We start from the raw sequence: 23,871 nt of genomic DNA, 5'->3' as shown, positions 1-23,871 counted from the left end.
TCGCGGATTTGCACTTGCCATTCGCTAGTAGTTATCGTTTAATAACAATCAGTTATTTAAACGGTGATCTTCCTACAGAGGACTTTCACCTCATTAGTTAATGCCCATGTCGGGCGTACACAAACAAATCAACAAGGACTAAAAAAGTTTGGCTCCGCTCGTGCCTCGCTATTTTAGCCAAAATTTTTTAGCCTGTTATTCGGGCGTTAGGGTTACAATCAGGCAATGAAGTGGACTGAACCTTGGATTAAATCAATCCAAAACCAAGAGAAATATAGCCTCATTTCAAAGGGGGTGTTAATAAGCTGCTTACTATGGACGTTGTTTTTCGTTTTTTTGGCAGTTGTAAGCCTGTTGACTAAAGATGACTTTATCAGTCATCTAGCTAAAACAATTTGGATTGCTCCTGTGCTAGGTTTCACTTTAGCTTGGGTTTTGTATACGGTCACGTGGCTGTCACCAGTTAAAATTGATTCCGGTCCCAAAGGCCTTGTCAGAATCAAAGCAGATAATATAACTTCGATACCTTGGGAGCTGATCTCTTCGTACAGGTTTATATTTAACGGCATCGTTTTTAAGTTTACTGATGATAGTGAAATCACATTCTTATTACCTGAAGATATGGATCGAAATTTAATAGCAAAGGAACTTGAAGCACACTCAATCAAAAAAGATGTTTTGTAACTCTAACAAATTAATTAAACCGTGGACGCAAAACAGCAGGCTTGCGCTCATTCTTCGCTTAGTTTAGCCAAGGAAAATAAGCGACACCCATCACTATTAACATCAAAGCTGAGGAGGTGAAGTAAAAAAGTATGAAAGCACAGCCGTCACTTTGGCCAAAAACGTTTATCGATAGGTTATTTTTTAGCGCTCAAGCGTATCTCTACATCAAAACCGAGTTATCGCGCACGACAAAGCGCTGTAAATACAACAGTTATAGATTTTCGAGTTGATAGTGTTCGTTTTGCTAAGCCAATAAGCGCTCGCAGTTTGTTAGGTTTGTCCGTCGTCGTTTTTGCAGTGTTTCACAGTAAGCGGTTATTGTTCGCTCTCGACCAACAGCACCGTGAAATACCCGAGAAAATTGCGTAGTGAGTTTTATCCAGTTCTCAGGCTCTATATTGAGTCGAGTGAGTATGGGTTGTGACTCAAAGATATAGCCTCGTTTGTCGGCGCGAATGCACTGGCCTGTGAGTTCAACTAATTCAATATAGGATTTGAGTTCAAAAGGTAGGCCTTTAGGCATATGTTTTCGCGGGCTGCCAGCAAAACGTAGGAGACTTTTAGGTTGTTTCAGCTTAGCGTGGTCGATGCGCTTTTTGATGCTGGTGTAGTCTGAGGTTTCAGGCGTTGCGGCGATTTTGGCTCTAATGGGGTTTAGGTCTACGTAAGCGAGGCAGGCAGTCAGCGCTGCCTCGTCCAGTAATGCTTGGGATTTGAATCGCCCTTCCCAAAACCGACCTGTGCAATTATCTTCTTTATTTGCTCGGCGGGCGATGTCTTCGTTAAGTACGCGCATAAACCAGCTAATATCTGCGAGTCTTTCTCTGTACTTATCAACCAGCTCATCTAGCATCAATTGCTCCGACTCACTGAGTGGCTCATCTTCAATATACTTTTGGCTTATCCAATTGCCCTTAAACAACTTGTGCCACCGTATCACAACTGCTTTATCCGACAGACGCTTAGCCTTTGTATCATCAACATATAAAACAATGTGAGTGTGATTACTCATCACGGTATAAGCACAAACATCAATACAAAACACAAACCCCAACATCAATAGCTTTTCTTCAACCCAATCACGGCGGTGTTCATATGATTTGCCAGTAAATTTATCTTCACCGCACAGAAAAGCGCGCCTTACGCAGCGGGAGATACAGTGGTAGTATTTGGTGTCGGTTAAACTGATTTGTTTTTTACGGGCAGTAGCCATAGTTTGTATTCCTCAATCCATTGAGTGCAGAATTAAAGCGTAGGCGGTATCTTAGGAAGGTGCAAATTAGTGGTGGGTGTCAGCGATTTAAGCGAAAACAAATTTGAAACGAGTTATTTCGTTAGCTATACAGGGAGAGTTATTTGAAATCTGATTATTTGCTTCGAGTAGGGGAAGAAATCGGTATCGTTAAAGATAATCATCGATTGCTTATAATTGTTGCACATTCATTCGTTGAAATGATGGTGAAAACTCTAATCGATCACCATAACCCGGGATTAAAATTATCAAACCATCATCAACGATTGGAAAAATTGAGAAAAGAAAAAGTTATCGATGAATTTCAATTTAAACTATATGACTGGTTTCGTGAGCTGCGTAACGAGGCTGTGCATACGCCAATTTTTCGCCTACAAGATTCATGCTTTAATGGCTTAATAGGTCTTGTTAAAAAGGAGCAATTAGGTTTAAACAATTTTCATAATTTTTCTATTAAATTAATAGCAGAGCTTTGGAATAAAAATTTAGGTGTACTTGGTAGTAAATATCTGAGCAAGTATAGCTAATCGGGTAGCCGAGGGTATCTAACCCTCAGCCCCCACAACACCCTGCATGCGGGGCCGCACAGGGCGTTTCATCTAACAGATTACCCGTTTGGGTAATGCACTTTTATCCATCCGTCTCTGAGTGAATAAAGTCCCTCGTTTTTCAGATAATTTAAGCTTAAAGCCTGTTGAATACCGGGTGTTTTGGAACTGCGCCAAGGCCCTTTAATTGTGATGCCACAGGCAACGGCTGCTTGCACATGAACTCCACGCTTCATCTGGTTTCTCACTTTAGTTCTCGGTTTTCGCCATTGTCGCCAGTAACACATCCTGATCCTGCGCCTTATCCACTGGTCTAGGTCAACACATTGCTGGTATGCGTTTGCAATACCAAAATAATTGATCCATCCGTTTAGATATTGGCTTAATTTAAACAACTGATATTGCATGCTCACGCCCCAATTACGGTTAGTTAAAATGCGTACCTGTCGCTTAAATTTATGCAAGGTTTTGTCATGCCATTTGATTGCTCCATGTTTAAAGGTAAACCCTAAGAATTTACTTTGTGTGGTTTTAACCATCTGACTTTTATCCGTGTTAACAAGCAATTTGAGTTTAGTTTCAAGTAACCGAGTAAGAACAATACAGACACCCAAAGTTATCTATTCACCATAGTTACGGCAGTTTCGACTTAGAATTACAAAAAACTGTTCATCACTCATATCAAAAGTGTTTCTAAAATAAGCTAGTTATTGGCGTTTACGTATTTCTCGACGTCAAAATCAGCTTATCGCGCACTGCATGGGGGAGGCTACGGTTAGCGCAGCTTGAGGCGTTATTGCTAAAGCCTTTATTTGGTCCAGCCAGCAAACGTTCACAATTTGCTAGGTTTGTGCGCCGTCGTTTTTTGAGTGTTTTACAATAAATGGTCATTACTCGCTCTCGGCCATTCTTCAATGAATTTCTAAGTTAGTTGCTTTAAACAGCTTGTGCCAGCGTATCACAATGGCTTTATCAGATATGCACTTAGCCTTTTTATCATCAACATGCAAAAACAAACTTGATAGATAAACAGGCTCTTGTGCTAAATAGCCTAAAGCTAAGTAAATTTTACGCAAATTATACGGCAACGGAATTTCGACAAGGATAGAATAAAGACATAGCGCAAGTTGGAGTCACTATGTTTTCCGAGAATGGATTTATTGCCAAGAACGAGTATCTCGTTAGTTTTCTGGTTTTGCTGTTAACCAGCGCCTTTGCCGTTGCCTTAGACTCGCTGTTGCATTCGGCGATCAGTGTACTGTTGGTATTACAGTTGGGGGTTGTTGTTGTTTCTCTCATCGCAAAACGTTGGATGGCACTGGGGGTGGCGGTTGTTAGCAGTCTAGTGTTCAACTTTTTTATCACAGAACCCAGATACACGCTTCATATGAATAATACCGAAGATGTGGTCAATTTAGTCGTTTTTATCGCTGTAGCATTAGCTACCAGCTATTTATCGAGCTATATCAAAGAGCAAAAGCAGCAGCTTTTAGTTGCGAATGTGCGCTCTAATATCTTGTTGTCGGTTTCTCATGATCTACGCACACCGCTCGCTGCGGTGATGGGCGCGCTCGAAACGCTAGAAACCTATCGTGATAAGTTAGACCAAGACGAGCAAAATGAGCTGTTGGGGTCCGCACGATCAGAAAGCCACCGTTTGTTTCGCTATATCGAAAATATTTTGCAAGCCACAAAGTTACAGCATCAAGGGGATGAGCTTTCGCTGTTGAAGCAACCTACGTCTATTGATGTCTTGATTGATAACGTGATTTTGCGGCTAGGCGCGCCATGCGTCTCGAGAATGCCACAGAATATGAGTCCAATTCTCACGATACAAGCTGCACTCATTGAACAAGCCCTGTTTAACTTAATTGAAAATGCAGTCACCTTTAGTCCCGATGGAGAGCGGGTTGAGATTTCCTTTGGAGAAACGCAGCAAGCGTTGTTGATATTTATTCAGGATAATGGTCCTGGGATCCCCGTTGCTCGGCAAAAAGAAGTCTTTACCGCCTTTAGCTCGTTTCGACAAAGCGTCAGCAAAGACGGTGGCAGTGGCTTAGGGCTGAGTGTGGCAAGAGGTATTATTCGTGCGCACGGCGGTGATATTCGCATTTTGCCCACGACGCAAGGCTGCACAATGGAAGTTAGTTTGCCAAAAGAGGAGGCGCATTGATGACTCACACCATTTTATTGATTGACGATGAAGAAGAGATCCGTCGTTTTATCCGCTTAGCATTAAAAGCTGAAGGGCTGAATTATGTGGAAGCCAGCACCGGAAAGGAAGCCATGTCGGTGTTAAAAGGTGAGCTGCCAGACTTAGTTATCTTAGATCTCGGGCTACCAGATTTTGATGGATATAGCATTTTGAAGAAGATCCGAGAAACCAGCAAGTTACCTGTATTGATCTTAACTGCGCGAGATCAAGAGGCTGAGAAGATTAAACTGCTTGAGGGCGGCGCAAACGACTACCTGACGAAGCCTTTTAGCATCAAAGAGCTGGTGGTGCGCGTCAAAGTGCTATTACGAGATTTAGTACCGAACAAACGCTTGCTTGCCATTGACTACGGCAAATTGATGATAGATTTACAAAAGCATCAAGTCATTATGGATAACGCACCATTAGCACTGTCGAAAAAGGAATTTGCACTACTTAGTATGCTTGCGCAAAGAGCACAAGAGTTAGTCAGTCAGCAAACCTTATTAAAGCAAATTTGGGGCGAAAGTCATGTCGAAGATAGTCACTATTTACGGATTGTAGTCAGCCAGTTACGTAAGAAACTCAGTGATGATGCTGCTACACCAAAAATCATAGAAACTGAGCCCGGGGTTGGTTATCGGTTTTTACTTTTACCGCTCAATAAGCATTTCTCATAACGGAGTATATAGAGGTTGTTATGGCACAATTTGTAGTTATTGGTTTAGGTCGATTTGGTTTTGCGGCTTGTTTGGAATTAAAGCGGCTTGGAAACAAAGTGATAGGGGTAGATAGTCGCGAACGTGTGGTGAACCAAGTTGTTGAGCATATTGATTATGCCACCTCTTTAGACGCGACCGATGAAACGGCATTACGCCAACTAGATATTACGAGAAGCAAAGCGGTATTGGTCGCCATAGGTGAAAACCTAGAATCGAGCATTTTATGTGTACTGTCGTTAAAGAACTTAGGCGTTGAGCAAATTTGGGTTAAGGCCAGCTCAGAAGCGCATCATACAATTTTATCCCGCTTAGGCGTAACACGCGTGATCCGCCCTGAAGAAGAAATGGGGATCAGGGTCGCACAAACACTGAATTACCCCATGGTCAATCAATATATGCAATTGGGGCATGGTTTTTATATGGTGGAAGTCATCGTGAATAAATTAAGCTGCGGGCAGTCTTTGGCAACGCTATTAAAGCGTGCAAAGGGCGAAATCAAGGCTGTGTTAGTACAGCGCGGCAAAGCGTGTTATAGCAATCCGGCAGAGTCATTTTTGATCAACGAAGATGATAAAGTGATCCTCAGCGGTCAGTTAAAAGCGTTAAATTCTATCGCGCTAAAACTGGGGGCGTAATGAAAACATGGAGTCCCCATTATTATCCCTATCCAAGTAGCCAGCCCAAAGCCCGCAAAAAACCCTTGAGGTTAAGCCCCCCAGCAGTTCTGTTTATTGGGTTTTGTGGGCTGATAGCTTTGGGTACTATTTTGTTGTTGCTACCGGTAGCACACACCCAAGACATCAAAGTGATGCAAGCGTTATTTACTGCAACTTCCGCGGTAACGGTGACAGGACTTGCCGTATTGAGTACGCCAAATGATTTTACGACCTTTGGCCATCTCGTTATTGCTAGTCTTATTCAAATCGGTGGACTTGGTTTTATGACCATTACGGTTGTGGTGCTGCGGGGGATGGGGCAGCAAATGGACATTAGTAAACAACTTATCGCAAAAGAAAGCTTTGGCATAGCTCGATTTGATCAGTTGGTTGATACAGCCAAATGCGTGTTAGTTTATGCACTGATCATCGAATCTATAGGATTTACCATTTTGCTTGCCCATTGGTATCAAACGCTACCGCTTGGTGATGCGATAATACAAAGCTTCTTCTACACTATTTCGGCTTTTAACAATGCCGGCTTTGCATTGCATGATGACAGCCTAACCAGTTTTCGTGGTGATTGGGTCGTTAATCTTGTGATATCGGGATTATTTGTGATTGGCGGACTTGGATTTGTGGTGTTGATGGATGTAGTGAAAAGACGCCGTTGGAGCCGGTTTGGATCTGCCACTAAGTTAGTCTTGATAGCAACAGCGGTGTTAAATGTGCTGGCATTTAGCTTATTTTGGCTTTTTGAAGCAAATAACCCAGAGACCCTTGGAAATTTGCCGGTGTCTGAGCAAGTGATCACCGCCTGGATGCAAGCTGTGACGCCACGGACAGCGGGTTTTAACAGTATCGACTTTGCGCTGGTGAATGACGAAAGTACCGTGCTGACCATTTGGTTAATGATAATAGGCGGCGGTTCTATGAGTACCGCAAGTGGTCTTAAAATAACCACGGTTGTGGTGCTATTAATGGCAACTTACGCTTATCTAAGACGCAGAGATCAAGTCGCTATCGGACACAGACAGATCTCGCCTGAAACGGTATTTAAGGCGCTTAGTCTCACCGTGGTTTACTTTTTTACCGTGATGCTCGCAACCCTTATTTTAACGATCACCGAGCAGGCAAATTTAACGGATATCACGTTTGAAGCCGTGTCGGCATTGGGCACGGTTGGCTTATCTCGAGGGATCACTGGCTCATTGTCTGAACCCGGTGAAGCGGTAATCATATTTTTAATGCTGATTGGACGCTTGGGGCCGTTAACCTTTCTATACTTGATCGCTCGCCCGAAAAGGGAGAATTTGAAGTATGCAAAAGCGGAAATTCAGGTAGGATAAGCAAAAAAATAACGGAAATCATGATGAAGTATCCCAAACCGTTGAAAGCGGGCAGTAAAATTGCGATCACGGCATTCTCAGCGGGCGTACCTGCTGCTATGCACGCGAGATTAGACAACGCTTTGGATTATCTAACGCAACAAGGTTTTGAACTCGTGGTTGGTGAATGCCTGCGCGATAACCACAACTACGTTAGCGCGGATGTCAAAACCCGTGCTAATGAGCTTATGGGATACTTACTCGATGACACAATAGACGCGATTATGCCGCCATGGGGCGGTGCAATCGCAATGGATTTACTGACATTACTTAATTGGGAAAAGTTGGCGTATGCTCAGCCAAAATGGCTCATCGGTTTCTCTGATGTCAGCACTTTGCTGAGCGCAGTGACTTGTAAACTAGGCTGGGCAAGCGTGCATGCAACTAACCTTATGCAATTAAATGTCCATCAACAAGACCCTTTAACGGTTGGACTTTTTGACTATTTGAGGCGTGCGCCTAAGGACTCTTTCACGCAATTTCCCTCGACACATTTTGAAGCTGAGCCACTCAATTTTGTTGATTTTCCCGATGCTGGATTTAACTTGTCCGCGAGCACTCAATGGCGTATTTTGGCCAATGGCAATCACCGGCAGCGGTTTGCTGGTCGATTATTAGGTGGCTGTTTGGATATTCACATGTTATTGGCTGGTACGGAATATTTTGATCTGGACGCTTTTTCACAGGCGCACCCTGATGAGTCGATTATCTTATATTTTGAAAATGGCGAAATGCCGCCAGCGGCATACTATCGTGCGCTGCAAAGTATTAAATTACGAGGTTGGTTTTCGAAAGTCGCTGGAGTTTTGATTGGTCGAAATCCAGAACCGCTAGCAAAAGATAGCGACTGGACGCACGTAGATGCATTGCAAAAAGTCTTTACTGGTTGCGATTTCCCTGTGCTATACAATGTGGATATAGGCCATCAAGCGCCGAATTTAACGCTTATTAACGGCGCTTATGCCGAAGTGACTGTTAGCGATACCTTTTCAATTACACAGACATTAATATGAATCTAGAATATAAAGTCGGCTCGATAGATGACCTCCTTGCGATAGAAAACCAAATTCCTGAATTTGCCACGCCAAGAAAGGGTGAGGAAGTCGTAGACAAACTGCGAGATAAACAATATTTATTGCTGGTGGCATACGCTCAAGGCAAGCCTGTAGGGTATAAGCTAGGTCACGAACTGCCAAACAACGAGTTTTATAGCTGGTTAGGCGCGGTCATCCCCGAATATCGCGGCAAAGGTATTGCCAAGCAGCTGTTGGTGATGCAAGAAACTTGGTGCAAAGCGCAAGGCTATAGCGCCATTAGAGTAAAGTCGAGAAACCTATTCAAAAACATGCTATTGATGCTAATAAGCCGCGATTACCAGATTGTAAATTGTGAACAAATCAACGGCTCATCGGATTGCAAAATTCACTTTTATAAGCAATTACAATAAAGCCTAGCCTTTGATATTAGGCTTTATAGTTATCAGATGAGCTGGTGGCGCTTCGTCGCCATATTCCTGCTAATATCGAGCCGCTGACATTATGCCAAATAGAAAATAGGGTACCTGCTACGGCCGCCGCAGGAGTAAAAAACTTCATGGCAAGCGCAACAGCAAGCCCCGAGTTTTGCATGCCCACCTCAAAGGCCATGGTGCGACATACCTTCTCGTCAAAACCGAGCCGTTTCGGAATGAAATAGCCCAAAAGTAGCCCTGTAGTATTGTGCAGGATCACTGCAACCAGCATAACGAGCCCGATGCTTTCAAGTTTAGGTTGATTAAGAGCAACGATCACTGCAATGATAAAAACGATTGAGAGCATTGAAAGTAAAGGCAGTATCGGAGTTGTTTTGATAACAGAGTGCGCTAGTGGTTTGGCAAACAAGGTATTGAAAGCAACGCCCACAGCCACAGGAAGTAGCACAATTTTTAGCAGGTTCGTCAACATATCAGAAAACTGAATATCAACCACCTGACCTATCATCAATGTGGTTAGTAGTGGCGTTAAGAACACGCCGAGTAAAGTACTAATCGCGGTCATAGAAATCGATAACGCGACATCTCCCTTGGCGAGATAACACAAAACGTTACTTGCCGTGCCGCCTGCAACCGTGCCCACTAAAATCATACCAATTAATAAGTCAGTTTCTAAGCTCATGGTGGTTGCAATCAAGTAGGCAACACTCGGCATTACGGTAAATTGAAGCAGTACACTAACGCAAATGGCTTTTTTGTTGTCAAGCACGCGTAAAAAGTCTTTTGTAGTGAGGGTTAAACCCATTGTGAGCATGATCAACATTAATAACGGAATAATACCGCCTTTAAACGCGCTAAATAGAGTTGGAAAAAGATAGGCAACTATTGAGCAAATAACGGCCCAGATTGGAAAGAGCTGTACTATTCTACTCATTTTTCGCCTTTAGTTCCGAGTTTGCTGTACAGAAGGGCTGCAAAAATAATAGCACTACCAATACCAAGGCGAACGAGGTCAGCCTCTCGGTTCCAAATCAGCAAATTGACAATGATCCCAGCTGGGATCAGCACATTGTTCATTACCGCGAGTTCACCCACCGAGACGCGGGTCAGTCCTAAGTTCCAAACGTAATATCCTACGCCTGAAGCAATCAAGCCTAAATAAATCAGTATTCCCCATTGTAGATTCGTACTTGGGAGTTGTTGGGGATTGCCGAATAACATAAATCCAATGGCGAGCACGAGGGACGCACCAATAAAGAAAAAGCCGAAGCTTTGGTGGTGTACCAGCTGGTAATGGTTACTTAAGCGTTTGTAACTTACTTGGCCTATCGCAAAGCAAAGGTTTGCGCCTTGCACTAGTAGCAAGCCAAAAAGGTAATCGCTAGTAAGCTCTGTAAATCTAATGGTGATTGCACCAATGATAGCTATGAGTGCAGACAGCAAAAAGGTGGCATTGAACGAGCGGTTTAGTAAGTCATTGAGTGCAGTAATATAGATGGGTGTCATCACAGTGAATAGCAACACTTCAGGTACGCTTAGGTATAAAAAAGAATGATAGTAAAAGCCATACATCAGACCAATCTGCACTGCACCGATTGCCATCAGCTTGATTATCAACTCTTTATTCACTGAGTTCAATTTCAAAAATGGAATAAACACAATTGCAGCAAGCAAGGTTCTAGATAAAGCGCTAAACCAAGCATCGACTTGGCCTGCCAAATAGACACCAATTAAAGAAAACGAGAACGCCCAAAGTAAAGTAACAATCCAAAGTAATGGCATGGTTAATTAGTTGTAATTTTTAATCCCGCAATTGTATCACGAGTGTCGTAGAAAATTGACTGTTCGAAAAAAGCGATGATAACAATCTTTATAATGTGATTTTAATTTATGGTTATTCGCATAGAATGGCTGTGTATTCACACTTACATCCCTTCATTGTTTTACCCATGATGTGTTTGGCCGCCGCTGCGGCCTTTTTTATTTAGTCTATTATTTCGATAATCTCTACAGCTGACTCTCAGCGTTTAAATCCCTTGCCATCAAGTCGAATGAACATGGCCTTCTGAACTTATTGTGAATTTTATGTTTTTATTGGGTTAAAATAATTGAATTTTTTATTTTTATTGTGTAGTTTGTTTTTTAACCAAGGTTTCTTGGTTGTTAACATAATAAATATAAGGAGAGCAAGATGAAACAAAAAATAACTAAGATACTTGCAGCTATTGCACTAGTTGGTACCTGCAGCGTTGGCGCAACAGAGTTGAATTGCGACCTACAAGTGAAAAGAGGTGGCAACGTCATCGGTAACGGACAAACCTGCTTTGGTATGGACTTCTCATTTGGCAACTCAACTACAGGTAAATTTTACTTAACGAATATCAGCAAGCCGATTAACAAAGTGATTTGGAATGGTGATGCAAACTGCTCCGGAGGTGTTGAATGTGCACTTACTGTTTATGCGTATCAAACACATACAGCAACGGCGACTATCTTATACAAAGATGGCACATACGAAGAAACGAATGTATCACGTATCTCGTATGAAACTGGTCACTAAAAATTACTTAACTTATTCTTAATCAAAGGAAATAATAATGAAATCAACATTAATTGCTTCAGTATTGGTTGTACTAGGTGGCCTGTCTTTTAGTTCGCAAGCGGCAGATTTAAAATGCTCTTTGAACGTGAAATCAGGCGGTAATGTGTGGGGTAACAATACTAGCTATTGTTCTGGAATTGATTTTTCTTTCGGTAATTCAACTTCAGGTAAGTTCTATATCGCAAATGCCACTAAAGCGATTAGTAAAGTAATTTGGAATGGTGATGCGAACTGCAGCGGTGGTACGACGTGTAACATGACCATTCGTGCTTATCGTCAGTACAATGCGACTGCAACTATTCTTTATACTGATGGTACATACGAGACGACAAACTCTGCTCATATTGATTATGAAACCGGGTTCTAAGTTTCGACTTTTATAATAAAACAGCGGGAAAGCCTTTTCCCGCTTTAGGTATTAACCTAACAAAGCCTCAGGGTTGAAGGAAGAAAACCGTTCAGACACATCTATAAGCGTTGGCATAAAGGGCATGACACCTTTGTGTTCACAAGTAAACGCACCACATTTCACAGCAAAGCTAAGTGCCTTTTTTACGGTTGGGAAGTTTTGCACTAGTGTATCTTTTGAGATCCCATGTTGGCTGAGTTGAAATAGAAACCCTGCCATTAAGCTATCCCCAGCGCCGGTTGTATCAACCGCATCAATAGTAGGAGAGGCGACGGAATAAAAGTCTTTAGCTGTTAATACACTGCAAGGATTTGGCCCATCGCTTGAGATCACCGCTTGTACGCCGATACTAAATAACCAATCTAAATAGCTAGCCTCTCTCATGTTCTTTTCTTCAGCAAGATATCTCAGCTCATCTTTACTCATTTTTAATATGTCGACATAGGGGTAGCAAGCCTCTATACGTTCGGATAAGCAAGATAAGTCCTGCCATAGATTCAAGCGCAGGTTAACATCAAATGAAATTAATTGATTATGAGCCGCAGCAGACTTTAATAACGCCATGGTGGTACTTGTAACTTCTGCATCGGTAAGCGTGTTTGAGCAAAAATGAAATATCCCGTGATCTGGCCATTGCAAATGCTCAAAGTCTTTTGGGCGGATTGCGATATCAGCGGTATTGTCGCGGTAAAACGAAAAGCTTCGTTCTCCTTGAGCGTCTAGGTGGACGATGGCCAAGGCGGTTTGCGCTCCACTTATGGATACACAATATTCTGTTCCAACAGCATATAACGCCAAGGTTGATTTTAATTGCAGCGAAAAGGGATCTTCAGCAAAACCTCCCACAAACCGAGCACTGCCACCAAGTTTAGCAAAGCCTACCGCCACATTCGCTGGAGCACCGCCAGCAATAGGGTTAAGGCTACCGTCGCCGGTAGGTAACAAATCGATAAGCATCTCGCCAAAACATGTTAATTGCATAACTACTACCCCCAATTAGAAACGGTATTTTAAAGTGACAGACGTAGTTCTGCCGTTAATACTGCGAGCGCGAATAATATTGTTAGTTGGAATTACGCCTTCCTCGGCTTCTGTTAATCCTGTGGTATCAAAGAGATTGTTTACGTTTAACGCGATATTGAAGCGTTCAGTCAGATCATAACTTGCAAACGCGTTGACCTGAGTGTAACCGTCAAATTTTAACTCGTTGTTGTCTTGTGCGTACGCGTCAGTGGTGCCGATTAGGCTTAAACCGATAGCACCTTGATCGAAGTTATATTTACCCAATAAGGAATAAACAAAGTCAGCTTGCCGTCTTGGCGCGTTACCCTCGACTTCGGGAGTGAGTGCATCTTTTGCGATTTCAGCATCGGTCCAAGTTAAGCTACCTCGTAAGTCGAAGGAGCCAATAAAATAGACACCTTCAAGTTCAATACCTTGTGCTTCGTATTGCCTGTCAAAGAACTTTTGGCTGGTTGCCTCAAAGTTTTGCTCTTCTGTTTCGGCGTAAAATAAAGTTGCAAATAGACGACCTTGTTCAAACTTTTGTTTGATACCAAATTCATATTGTGTCACTTCATCCACAGCGTCTTCATCAGCAACACTGCCATCAATATTCACTTTACCGAACAATAGTCTGTCTGCATTTGCACGACCGCCCTCACTAAATCTGCCGAATATGGCGCTGCTTGAGGTCATTTGGTAGTTTGCGCCGACAGAGTAACTTGTGTAGCTCCAGTCGTAATTAACCACATTGGGGTTAGCGAGATCGATGGCTGCAACTTGCTCCTCTGGCTTTGATATAGTGCCATCACGGTTGATATCTACACGAGATGTTACAGCACCTGCAAATGTACCTGTCGCTTTACCTGAATCATGACGCACACTCGCATCAACTGAAATATCGCCGAGCTTTGTTGAAAAGGCGATATATGGGGCACGAGTATCGTATTCAGTGTCGTAGTTGCGCTGGCAGCAATTTCCCCAATAGGGCGTACCGTAGGCATATAATCCGTTTTCAGAATATGCAGTGCCATCCGCAGCGGCCACGTTGACAAGCGCTGCGTTATCTCCTTTAACCTCGAGCAAGTATGAATTCCATAACCAAGACATATTGATATTTTGCGATGACATGAAGTAGCCGAAGGTGAGTGACGTGTCAGTACCAAATGACTTGGTGAGCTTTAGGTCATTCATGATGTTGTCGAAATCATTCATTTCCACTTCGAAGGTATGAACGCGCATTAGTAGTGCTTGATTGAACGCTTGATCCGCTTTTGGTCCATTGGCAAAGGTGAGTGTCGCACCGGTATCGGCTATGCTCTCGGCAATTGCTTGGCTATTGGCGATCTCTGCAGGGAAAGGCGACATAAATGTGCCTGAGATACTCGACTTTCTGGACCTGTTTTCGATTTGCCAATCATTACCTAGTTTGAAATTTGCTTCAAAGCCGATACTATCAACAACAGGGTGCATTCCGTCTCGCATATCCCCTTGACGAATTTGATTGTTACCACCTAAGCCTTGCGTGGCGGTGAAATAAACAGAGTGAGGTGTATCTGACAGTACATCAAAGCTGCTGATGGAGTCGCCATTAGAATACATTGGCATAGGAAGGTAGCCTGCTGTTTTATCATCAAGGTGTTTTACATATAAACGAACGTAGCCACTTTCAAATTCCTTGGTGATATTGGCTTTGAGTTGGCCGCCTTTATTTGCGGTATAGCCGGTGTCACGTGGGCCTTCACCTTGACGCACAAAGCCACCAATATGAAATTTTATGTCGTCACTTAAATAACTCCCATACTCAAAATCAGTTCTAAACTCGTCATAATCTAAACCAAACGTGGTGACAACACTGCCTGACTCATTTTCACCCGTTTTTGAAATCAAGTTGATAATGCCTCCGGGAGCGTCGCTGGCGGCAGTCGAAGCCGAGCCACCACGAATAGACTCGATTGACTCCACGGTATTATCAAGGCGCATAAAAATATCGGCGTTACCAAAAGCAATGTCACCAAACTGCAAAATAGGCAAGCCATCTTCTTGTAACTGCAAAAATTTAGCGCCACCGGATGCGACAGGAAGACCACGTACAGCGATATTTGCATTACCTTCACCACCGGTTGATTCAGACCTTACACCAGGAATTAGTTTGAATGCTTCAGCGGTAGTTCTGGGGGTTGCAACAGAGATTTGTTCCAGTCCTATGCTGCTAACAGAAACACTCGATGCCATAATGGTTGTTCGCTTTGGTACACCCGTTACGACTATTTTCTCGAAGCCATCGGCAGGCGTAGTGTGTGCTTTTTCTTCAGCGGCCGCCGAGTGAGAGATTGCAAGCGTGAGTGCGCTGAGTGTAAATAGGGTGGTTTTGATTGTTGTCATCATTTGCCTCTTGTTATCGTTGTCAAACTCGTGCGGTCTATTAAAAATAAGCTTAATCGATTAAGTTTATTTTTAGCACAATTTAATTTGGTTGCAATTAAAAATTAATCAATAATTCAAACAAAATTTTAATGCTTTGGTTTTTATGAATTTTAACCCGCGAAAAATTTGTGGTTGGAGGGGTTACACTCGCTGCAACTTAGCGTTTTTGCTCAATAGTAAGCGGGCAGGGTCCTTTAACCAGTTGTACAGCATGGCCGCAAAGAGTAAAAATGCAAACCCAGTCGCAAGTACAAAGCCATAGCTAACATGGCCAAAGTAATCGCTCACCATGCCCATCAGAAGTGGTGCTAGCGCAGCAGAAAGCGCGGTGAAGAACAACATCACACCAGCAACAGAGCCATGCTGAGTTTTGTCAAAACAGGAGATCCCTTTTGAGTTTAATGTTGGGTAAATCATAGACATAAATAAACCACTTAGCGGGAGCGTATAGATAGCGGCATTAACACCATAAAGATAAGTCAAAAAATAGCATACAAATATAGCAAAGCTCAGCGCTAGCATTACGCTTTGCCAACGGTACTTAGCGAGTAACCATACAGCCATAAAGCGACCTACTGCACGTAAAATAAAAAAGATGGTGAGGGCATAAGTTGCAAGCCAAGTTAAATCACCTTGGTAATCCTGTAATAAAGTGGGCATCCAGACATAAATTGCGACTTCAGTTGCAACGTAGAGTGCTATGGCGAGGGAAAAGCCAAGTGCATATTTGTTCTTGAGCATCGCTGCTGTGTGTGAGAGGCCCGCATTGTTTTGTGCATGAGCGGTATTAAACTTGGGAAACTCAGTGCTTAAAGTCACGATACTGAGTATTAAGCACAGCCCACCAGCAAGCACATAAAGATAGGTCCAACTCACCCCCTGTATCAATAGATAACTGACAATTGCAGGGCCAATTATCGCGCCGATGGCAAAGAAGCCTTCGACTTTATTCATGGTTTGAGTATGTTCTTGTGCGCCGTCAGAAATGTCGCCTAGAAGAGCGAGGGCCCCTGTTTTAAATAGGCCAATGGCTAATCCAATCACACATAAAAGCATTAAAAACATGGTGAAAGTTTCACCCAGTGCGAACAAGAAACATGCGGATGAAAATAGCATGAGGCCAATTAACACCGTGAGCTTACGACCTATTTTATCTGCCAAAAATCCTAAACATAAGCCGCTAAAGGCAATTAAAATCATTGGCGCATAGTGAAAGGCGCTGGCTTGGGTCATGCTAAGTTGATATTCGCTGATCAGTGTTGGAATGATCACGCCAACGGCGTCTGATGTCATCGCAAACATCAAAAACATCATATAAGTTAACCAGCGCAATGTGTTGAGCTGAGTGTGATTCGACTTGCTGCTCATTGTTCACCTCTTGAAGGGCTTTGTTATGTAGCTGGTCTACTTCTTTACATAAGACTGAGTGTAATACTAATCTGCATTAAGCGAATTATTTTTAGTAGAACGCTACGATAAAACTTGATTATTGTTTGTTCATGATTAAAGATATAACTTAATCGATTAAGTCTCAACTTTTTTAATGAGTAAATTATGAAAAACCAAGTTCAGTTGATCACGTATGCTGACCGCCTGTCTGGCGGCGGCCTTGCACAATTAAATACGTTACTAACGGGCCCGTTAGCTGGACTATTTGGTGGTGTCCACATTTTGCCTTTTTACTATCCAATTGATGGTAGTGACGCAGGTTTCGACCCGATTGACCATGCCAAAGTCGACGGACGATTGGGCGATTGGCAACATATTAAGTTGATTGCCGAGCACTATGAGGTAATGGCAGATCTTATCGTTAACCATGTGTCAGGAGAGTCAGCAGAATTTGCAGATGTGTTGGCTCATGGCCAAGAGTCACAGTTTTGGTCGATGTTTTTAAAAGAAGAAGATGTCTTTCCTGATGGCATTACGCAAGCACAAGCGCAAGCAATTTATCGTCCGAGGCCGGGAAGTTGCTTTTCTAAAAAGGCGTTAGCGAGTGGCGAAGTTGTGGATTTTTGGACCACTTTTACTGATAACCAAATTGATATTAATGTTGAGTCAGAAGCGGGGCGCGCTTATTTAGAAAAAGTCTTAACATTGTTTGCAGACAGTGGAGTGAAAATTATTCGACTAGATGCCGCAGGATATGCAATCAAACGCGCAAATACCAGCTGTTTTATGACCGATGAGGCCTTTGCTTTTATCAATCAATTATCTAAGCGCGCCAATGAGCTTGGCATGGAAACCATTGCCGAAATCCACAGTTATTACAAAACTCAAGTAGAGGTTGCCAGCAAAGTCGACCGTGTTTATGACTTTGCGCTCCCTCCGCTTATTTTACACAGTTTATTCAATAAAGATTTCTCGGCTTTAGCCAAGTGGTTGGACATTGCGCCGCGTAATTGTCTAACCGTGCTGGATACTCATGACGGAATTGGCATTATTGACGCAGGGCCTGAAGGGGATAAACCAGGGTTACTCGATGCTAATCAAATTGATGCTTTGGTTGAGCAGATCCATAGCAACAGTAATGGTCAAAGCCGCAAGGCAACCGGCGCTGCAGCGAGCAATGTCGACTTGTATCAAGTCAATTGCAGTTATTATGAAGCCTTAGGGAAGCATGATTTTTATTATTTAGTAGCAAGAGCAGTTCAGTTCTTTTGCCCTGGAGTACCACAAGTTTATTACGGTGGTCTATTGGCGATGGAAAATGACATGGCGCTCCTTGAAAAAAGTAATGTTGGGCGCGATATCAACCGCCCTTATTTGGATGTAGTGATGGTGGAAGCTGCACTCGATAAACCTGTCGTGAAGGGTCTGCAAACTCTAATTAAACTGCGTAATACTTGCTGCGCATTTGATGGCAATTTTGCAGTAACATGCCAAGGCTCAAATCTGGTTATAACTTGGGAGGGCAATAATGCAAAAGCGGAGTTGCGAGTTGATCTCGCAAAAGATGAAGCCATGATTAAAACTTCTGAAAACGCAACAGAGCAGAGCTATAACATTCAATCGCTGCTTTTCTAACCATAGCGAGGAGCCAAAGTTACGCGTAGAAAGTTGGCTTTAAGTTCCTCAACATCGATTATCCTTGGTAGCGGCTCGCAATCTTAGTTGAGCTGCTATGTATAGATAAATATCAACAAAGCGTAATTGACATAGCGGATTATCTATATAACAATAAAGTTATATAATTAATTTGTTATGTAATGATGAAGATACTTTTTCTTTGTTCTGGAAACTCAACGCGGTCAATTTTAGCGCAGGCGCTAACTAACTTTCATGGCGGTTCGGATGTTCATGCCTATAGTGCAGGCACTAAGCCGAGCACCGTGAATGCGACTACGCTTTCAATGCTACGCCGTTTAGGGATTAATACGGACAATCTGTACAGTAAACACCTCAATGAGTATAAGGACGAACACTTTGATGTGGTGGTAACCTTATGCTCTGAAGTGCAATCTGAATGCGAAGGTAAACTGCAAGGAGAACATGTCCTTGCGTGGGATATTGCGAGTCCAGCTGAGCGAAATCGCAATAATGCTTATGAGCAAACCTTGTTCGACATCAATGAACAAGTTATTTCCCTACTACGCGAAGGTAAGCCACAACATACGCTACTTACACCCTTGCAATTTTATAAATCCTTAGCGGATGAGATCCGCTTAAAAACGCTTGCCATGTTGATGGTGGAAGGTGAGCTATGTGTTTGCGAGCTAATGGCTGCGCTTGAACAAGATAGCCAACCCAAGGTGTCACGGCATTTGGCGCAGCTAAAGAAGGCTGGAATTCTATGTGATCGCAAGCAAAAACAATGGGTATTTTATTCTATAAACCCAACGCTACCGCTATGGATGAAGGCGGTGATAAACGCCACGGTTATGCATCAACCAGATTATATAAAAGCTGAGTTAGTGAGGCTAAATGCGATGGGCGAACGGCCAACACGCATGGCAACTTGCTGTAACTAATAATTAGATTTTGGAGTTCTTATGACAATTAAAGTAGGGATCAATGGTTTTGGTCGAATGGGGCGTTTGGCGCTTCGCGCTAGCTTTGACTGGCCTGAAATCGAGTTTGTACAAATTAACGATCCTGCGGGCAATGCAGAAACTCTAGCACACTTGCTAGAGTTTGATTCTGTCCATGGTAAATGGCATCACAGTGTGTCTTTTCAAGATGAACAGATCCAAATAGGTGAAACAGTGTTGTCGGTGACTCAAAACAAAGAGATTGCGCAAACCGACTGGTCTCAATGTGACGTCGTGATCGAAGCATCCGGCAAAATGAAAACCAAAGCTTTGCTGCAACAGTATTTAGATCAAGGCGTTAAGCGTGTTGTTGTTACGGCACCGGTAAAAGAAGAAGGAGTATTGAATATTGTGATGGGAGTGAATGACCATCTATATGACGATATGCCCCACCAAATCGTTACAGCCGCTTCTTGTACCACAAACTGCTTAGCGCCCGTGGTAAAAGTCCTGCAACAAAATATCGGCATAAAGCACGGTTCGATGACGACTATTCATGACATCACCAACACGCAAACCATTTTGGATGCGCCACATAAGGATTTACGCCGCGCGCGGGCCTGTGGCATGAGTTTAATTCCGACAACAACGGGTTCAGCGACTGCTATTACCCATATCTTTCCTGAATTAAAAGGTAAGCTAAATGGTCACGCCGTTCGTGTTCCATTGGCGAATGCTTCATTAACAGACTGCGTTTTCGAGGTTGAGCGGCCAACTACAGTGGAAGAGATTAACCACTGGATGGCGCAAGCTGCTGCTACTGAGCTTAACGGAATTTTAGGCTATGAATCAAGACCATTAGTTTCTATTGACTATAAAACGGATCCTCGCTCTAGTATCGTCGATGCGTTATCTACAATGGTAGTTAATGGTACTCAGGTTAAGTTGTACGTGTGGTATGACAACGAGTGGGGCTATGCAAATCGTACCGCGGAATTAGTACGTAAAGTCGGATTGTCGTTAGGCGAATAAAGCATTATGCAGCTGCGCAATATACCTCAAAATATCAAGCAATATCTCATTGTGACAGGCAACTATTGGGCGTTTACCTTAACGGATGGTGCGCTCAGAATGTTGGTGGTGCTTTACTTTCATCAATTGGGTTATAACCCGCTTGAAATTGCCATGCTATTTCTCTTTTATGAAATTTTTGGTGTTGTCACCAATTTAATTGGAGGATGGCTTGGCGCACGCATTGGCTTAAACCGCACCATGAATATTGGGTTAGGCATACAAATAGTGGCATTATTGATGTTGGTAGTACCAACGCACTGGCTCACCGTGCCTTATGTTATGGCAGCACAGGCGCTCTCAGGTATTGCCAAAGATCTCAATAAAATGAGTGCCAAAAGTGCGATAAAGGCCATCGTAAAATCGGGTGAAGAAGGGACCTTGTTTAAGTGGGTAGCAATACTTACCGGCTCTAAAAATGCGCTAAAAGGCGTCGGATTTTTTCTTGGCGGGTTGTTGCTTACCTTACTTGGCTTTACCGGCGCGATGTGGTTAATGGCAATCATGTTGCTATTAGTGTGGTTGTTTAGCCTTATCAGCTTAAAAAGCGATTTAGGCAAGGCTAAAAGCAAACCCAAATTTAGCGATGTATTTTCAAAAAGCCGAGCAATTAATATTCTGTCTGCCGCGCGATTGTTTTTATTTGCCGCACGGGATGTTTGGTTTGTGGTTGCGCTTCCAGTCTTTTTATCGCAGCAGTTCGGTTGGGATCATTGGTGGGTTGGTGGCTTTATGGCTACTTGGGTTATCGGTTATGGCATCGTGCAATCAACAACTCCAAGGTTTATTAGTCGTGATAAGTTTGCATCAACACCAAGTAAAGTCAGTGGATGGGCGTTGTATTTAGCGGCTATTCCGCTGTTGATTGCTATTTCACTTCAAACGCAGCTCTGGACAAGCTTAGTCGTAGTAGGTGGGCTTTTACTCTTTGGTATTGTGTTTGCTATCAATTCATCTCTTCATAGCTACCTTATTGTGAGTTTGGCCGATAGTGATGGAGTGTCACTCGATGTGGGCTTCTATTATATGGCGAACGCCATCGGGCGGTTACTCGGTACAGTATTGTCAGGGTGGATCTTTTTGGAGTATGGCTTAGCGGCTTGTTTAGTAATATCTTGCATATTCTTAATCACAGCAGGACTGATTTCAAACAAAATTGTTAGGTAAATGTGTTTGCTTGTGAATATTCTTGTTCCTTATATGGTTTCATGCTTTACTAATCTGGATTTATTCAGCTGACTATATATTAAGGAGAATATAAGTGAATAAATACCTGTTAGTGTCAAGTTCGGTGGTAGCGGCTGTACTAACCTTAACTAAGGTTGCTACAGCTGAAGCTTCAACCAGAAAAATGTATGATTTGGAACTATGTTATACATGCGATGCAAGTACTGCGGAAAGCTTTGCTAAAAAGTATCTGCCAGCACTGACGTGTCACGAAAATGAAGGAGTATTCGATAGGGATTACATTCAAGAATGTTACTCTGATACTAGAGAAGTCCTAATTATCAACGCAAACTCAAAACAGAAGTGGCTTTATAAGTTATGGCATGCTAATCAAGGAGGGGTTAGTGCGGAAATGGAGCTTAGTAGTCAAATTTTACCTGTACCAAATCATGCAAATGCATTAGCGGACGAGTTAATCAAGTCTTATGATGCTTGGGGCCGGGCAACAACGAAAGTTTCCCAAGAGTATAATTCATCAAGTATGCAATCTACACTGGGTATCAATACTAGCACTAGCCGCCAGCAAGCGTTATCTGAAAATAACTGTGAAAATGAAGCTATTACCCGAGCTGCAATACTCGCTTTCGACGAAAGGACAAGAACGACTCTACGAAGACGTGCGGAAAATGCATTAATTGAAGAGTATGGTAGCTTAAGGGCGGCATTTGAGACTACTCGTGTTACTCAGTTTGGTTACACGGTAGGTGTGGGAGGTGTTGGATTTACAGGTCAAGTAGAGTATGTACCGCGCACAAGAATGATAGATATAAAATTTTATGATGCAATTAATGGCAACCATAGAGTGGTATATAATTTAGAGTTTAGTAATGATATTCGCATGGATTTAAATAAAGACATGACGACATTCGCAGGAGTATCTGTGCGCTATTTACGAGAGAATCCTGCAAGCCTAAATCAAGTATCGAATTGTGTTCTTGAAACGCTTAATATATATAGAAAAGCGAGTGTGAAAAGTAGTGATACTTCAGATGGTGCTATTGATTTACCGCCAGCTACTGGGCGATATCCAAGTCGCAATTCTGGTGGAGGTGTAGGTGGAGAGTTTTGTACATGGACATTCTATGATCCTTGGGGAGAGGTGCTTTTCGAAATGGAAGGCATGTGTCCGTAAGGAACTTCTCGTATTTGAGTATTTAGCTTGGGGCAATTAACAGCTTTGCCCCATTTTTAAGGTATAGCCAAGCATTACTTTATCATCGCTTTTATTTAAGAAGAGTTTGGCTGCTTCTCGGCCTTTTTCTTCACTATTTTGATGAATGGTAGTTAAGCTGGGACTAAAGCGTAGCGCTTCATCAACGCCATCAAAACCAACGACTTTAAGATCCTGCGGTATCTTTACACCAAGTTTTTTGGCTTCTCTTAACAGCGGTAGTGCAATTAAGTCACTCATACACAGCACGGTATTAGGCCTTGGTGAGAGGTTAAGTAGTTCTTTTGCGGCGATATTTGCAAACCTTTCGCTGCTTTCAGGAATATTCCACACTCTGTCTTCGCCAAGTGTTAACCCACGCTCTTCAATGGCTTTGAGATATCCGCTATAACGCTGATGCGCAATAGAGGTCTCTATATCTGTTAGGTTCTGCTCATATACGCGGCATAGCAAATCAGTGTCTAATAATCTCAAACCAAAAATAGCAACATCACTATTGTCGTTTAATGCTTTACTCGCTACATCAAAGGCGGCTTGTTGGTTGTCGATATTAATACTGGCATGTGCGGGCAAATCAAAGTCAACCGTCACAACCTGTTTGCTAACATTCGCAAGATGCTCAATTAACTTGGGATTACGCGGGCGGCCATAACAAATTAAGCCGTCGACGAAATCGACAATGTCTCCGACATTATCTGCGGTGCCTGAGAACAAGAGTAGGTTAATATGCTGAGCTTCTAAAACGCTTGCAACTCCTCGCATAAAGCTACTCGCAACGGGATCTGATACCATATATTCAACGCTATCGGGTAGTACCAGCGCGACAATGTTAAACGAGCCCTTACGCAGCGATTGGGCTGCCTTGTTAGGTCCAAAATAACCCAATTCTTTACAGGCTTTTAGGATTTCTTCTCGTTTGGATTTAGAGAGTTGATCTGGTCTGTTAAAAGCATTCGATACAGTTGCATTTGACACACCTAATTCCGCCGCAATGCTTTTGAGCGTCCATTTTTTTTTGTCGTTACTCATTGGCAGGA

The 23,871-nt window shown here is 42.8% G+C and carries 22 protein-coding genes and 1 pseudogene; 15 read left to right on the top strand and 8 right to left on the bottom strand.

Features of this window, described 5'->3' with window-relative positions; all coding sequences use genetic code 11:
* Positions 1-225: 225 nt before the first annotated feature.
* A complete protein-coding gene (locus ABMY45_RS09390) occupies positions 226-684 on the top strand; it encodes a hypothetical protein (protein WP_174169333.1) in 459 nt (152 codons plus the stop codon).
* Positions 685-970: 286 nt separating this feature from the next.
* Here ABMY45_RS09390 and ABMY45_RS09385 read toward each other — a convergent pair whose 3' ends face one another.
* A complete protein-coding gene (locus tag ABMY45_RS09385) occupies positions 971-1,939 on the bottom strand; it encodes a transposase (protein WP_349288799.1) in 969 nt (322 codons plus the stop codon).
* Between the two features lie 143 nt (positions 1,940-2,082).
* Between ABMY45_RS09385 and ABMY45_RS09380 the strand changes: the two genes are divergently transcribed.
* The gene (locus ABMY45_RS09380; RefSeq protein WP_349288798.1) at positions 2,083-2,505 is read left to right on the top strand and encodes a hypothetical protein; all 423 of its coding nucleotides are present in this window, start codon (positions 2,083-2,085) and stop codon (positions 2,503-2,505) included.
* 80 nt (positions 2,506-2,585) lie between these two features.
* Here the strand turns inward: ABMY45_RS09380 and ABMY45_RS09375 are convergent.
* Positions 2,586-3,119 (bottom strand): annotated as a pseudogene (locus tag ABMY45_RS09375) (group II intron maturase-specific domain-containing protein); the annotation flags it as partial.
* Between the two features lie 545 nt (positions 3,120-3,664).
* Here ABMY45_RS09375 and ABMY45_RS09370 point away from each other — a divergent pair.
* Genes ABMY45_RS09370 through ABMY45_RS09345 form a run of 6 tightly spaced genes read left to right on the top strand, consistent with a single transcriptional unit; the run spans position 3,665 to position 8,933 of the window.
* The gene (locus tag ABMY45_RS09370; RefSeq protein WP_349288797.1) at positions 3,665-4,699 is read left to right on the top strand and encodes a DUF4118 domain-containing protein; all 1,035 of its coding nucleotides are present in this window, start codon (positions 3,665-3,667) and stop codon (positions 4,697-4,699) included.
* Positions 4,699-5,400 carry a response regulator transcription factor gene (locus ABMY45_RS09365; RefSeq protein WP_010373790.1) on the top strand — a complete coding sequence of 234 codons (702 nt, stop codon included), beginning with the start codon at positions 4,699-4,701 and terminating at the stop codon, positions 5,398-5,400. The genes ABMY45_RS09370 and ABMY45_RS09365 overlap by 1 nt, the downstream gene beginning before the upstream one ends.
* Positions 5,401-5,420: 20 nt before the next feature.
* On the top strand, positions 5,421-6,077 hold the full coding sequence (locus ABMY45_RS09360) for a TrkA family potassium uptake protein (protein WP_174169323.1): 657 nt from the start codon (positions 5,421-5,423) through the stop codon (positions 6,075-6,077).
* Positions 6,077-7,447: a TrkH family potassium uptake protein gene (locus tag ABMY45_RS09355; RefSeq protein WP_349288796.1), complete on the top strand. Its 1,371-nt coding sequence runs from the start codon at positions 6,077-6,079 to the stop codon at positions 7,445-7,447. Before ABMY45_RS09360 ends, ABMY45_RS09355 begins: the two co-directional genes overlap by 1 nt.
* Before the next feature lie 20 nt (positions 7,448-7,467).
* Positions 7,468-8,499, top strand: coding sequence for a S66 peptidase family protein (locus ABMY45_RS09350; protein ID WP_349288795.1), 1,032 nt, complete (start codon positions 7,468-7,470; stop codon positions 8,497-8,499).
* Positions 8,496-8,933: a GNAT family N-acetyltransferase gene (locus ABMY45_RS09345; protein WP_349288794.1), complete on the top strand. Its 438-nt coding sequence runs from the start codon at positions 8,496-8,498 to the stop codon at positions 8,931-8,933. Before ABMY45_RS09350 ends, ABMY45_RS09345 begins: the two co-directional genes overlap by 4 nt.
* A gap of 16 nt (positions 8,934-8,949) precedes the next feature.
* Here the strand turns inward: ABMY45_RS09345 and ABMY45_RS09340 are convergent, their stop codons facing one another.
* Complete coding sequence (locus ABMY45_RS09340; protein WP_349288793.1) at positions 8,950-9,891, bottom strand: bile acid:sodium symporter family protein; 942 nt, start codon at positions 9,889-9,891, stop codon at positions 8,950-8,952.
* Positions 9,888-10,739, bottom strand: a complete 852-nt coding sequence (locus tag ABMY45_RS09335; protein ID WP_174169318.1) for an EamA family transporter — start codon at positions 10,737-10,739, stop codon at positions 9,888-9,890. The genes ABMY45_RS09340 and ABMY45_RS09335 overlap by 4 nt, the downstream gene beginning before the upstream one ends.
* A 409-nt stretch (positions 10,740-11,148) precedes the next feature.
* Here ABMY45_RS09335 and ABMY45_RS09330 point away from each other — a divergent pair, with 409 nt between their 5' ends.
* Positions 11,149-11,517 (top strand): hypothetical protein, encoded by a 369-nt coding sequence (locus tag ABMY45_RS09330; RefSeq protein ID WP_102057963.1) that lies wholly within the window; start codon positions 11,149-11,151, stop codon positions 11,515-11,517.
* 37 nt (positions 11,518-11,554) lie between these two features.
* Positions 11,555-11,926, top strand: coding sequence for a hypothetical protein (locus ABMY45_RS09325; protein ID WP_174169317.1), 372 nt, complete (start codon positions 11,555-11,557; stop codon positions 11,924-11,926).
* Positions 11,927-11,977: 51 nt separating this feature from the next.
* On the opposite strand, the gene ABMY45_RS09320 is transcribed toward ABMY45_RS09325, so the two are convergent.
* The 3 genes from ABMY45_RS09320 to ABMY45_RS09310 form a co-directional block, all read right to left on the bottom strand.
* Complete coding sequence (locus ABMY45_RS09320; RefSeq protein ID WP_206471923.1) at positions 11,978-12,949, bottom strand: carbohydrate kinase; 972 nt, start codon at positions 12,947-12,949, stop codon at positions 11,978-11,980.
* A 15-nt stretch (positions 12,950-12,964) separates the two neighbouring features.
* Entirely contained in the window at positions 12,965-15,355 is a 2,391-nt protein-coding gene (locus ABMY45_RS09315) for a TonB-dependent receptor (RefSeq protein WP_206472058.1), read from the bottom strand.
* A 183-nt stretch (positions 15,356-15,538) separates the two neighbouring features.
* The gene (locus ABMY45_RS09310) at positions 15,539-16,765 is read right to left on the bottom strand and encodes an MFS transporter (protein WP_102057966.1); all 1,227 of its coding nucleotides are present in this window, start codon (positions 16,763-16,765) and stop codon (positions 15,539-15,541) included.
* 186 nt (positions 16,766-16,951) lie between these two features.
* Between ABMY45_RS09310 and gtfA the strand changes: the two genes are divergently transcribed.
* From gtfA to ABMY45_RS09285, 5 genes are all read left to right on the top strand, one after another.
* Positions 16,952-18,421: a sucrose phosphorylase gene (gtfA, locus tag ABMY45_RS09305; RefSeq protein ID WP_206471925.1), complete on the top strand. Its 1,470-nt coding sequence runs from the start codon at positions 16,952-16,954 to the stop codon at positions 18,419-18,421.
* Positions 18,422-18,603: 182 nt separating this feature from the next.
* The gene (locus ABMY45_RS09300) at positions 18,604-19,365 is read left to right on the top strand and encodes a metalloregulator ArsR/SmtB family transcription factor (protein WP_233525281.1); all 762 of its coding nucleotides are present in this window, start codon (positions 18,604-18,606) and stop codon (positions 19,363-19,365) included.
* Positions 19,366-19,386: 21 nt separating this feature from the next.
* Positions 19,387-20,397 carry an ArsJ-associated glyceraldehyde-3-phosphate dehydrogenase gene (locus tag ABMY45_RS09295; RefSeq protein WP_069019406.1) on the top strand — a complete coding sequence of 337 codons (1,011 nt, stop codon included), beginning with the start codon at positions 19,387-19,389 and terminating at the stop codon, positions 20,395-20,397.
* A 6-nt stretch (positions 20,398-20,403) separates the two neighbouring features.
* Entirely contained in the window at positions 20,404-21,603 is a 1,200-nt protein-coding gene (gene arsJ / locus ABMY45_RS09290) for an organoarsenical effux MFS transporter ArsJ (protein ID WP_206471926.1), read from the top strand.
* A 94-nt stretch (positions 21,604-21,697) separates the two neighbouring features.
* On the top strand, positions 21,698-22,795 hold the full coding sequence (locus ABMY45_RS09285; RefSeq protein WP_349288792.1) for a hypothetical protein: 1,098 nt from the start codon (positions 21,698-21,700) through the stop codon (positions 22,793-22,795).
* A gap of 36 nt (positions 22,796-22,831) precedes the next feature.
* On the opposite strand, the gene ABMY45_RS09280 is transcribed toward ABMY45_RS09285, so the two are convergent.
* Positions 22,832-23,863 (bottom strand): LacI family DNA-binding transcriptional regulator, encoded by a 1,032-nt coding sequence (locus tag ABMY45_RS09280; RefSeq protein ID WP_010605303.1) that lies wholly within the window; start codon positions 23,861-23,863, stop codon positions 22,832-22,834.
* Positions 23,864-23,871: the final 8 nt, after the last annotated feature.

Source organism: Pseudoalteromonas sp. XMcav11-Q (genome assembly GCF_040104525.1).
In the GTDB taxonomy this organism is placed as follows: domain Bacteria; phylum Pseudomonadota; class Gammaproteobacteria; order Enterobacterales; family Alteromonadaceae; genus Pseudoalteromonas.
This window is presented reverse-complemented; position numbering and strand designations above follow the sequence as displayed.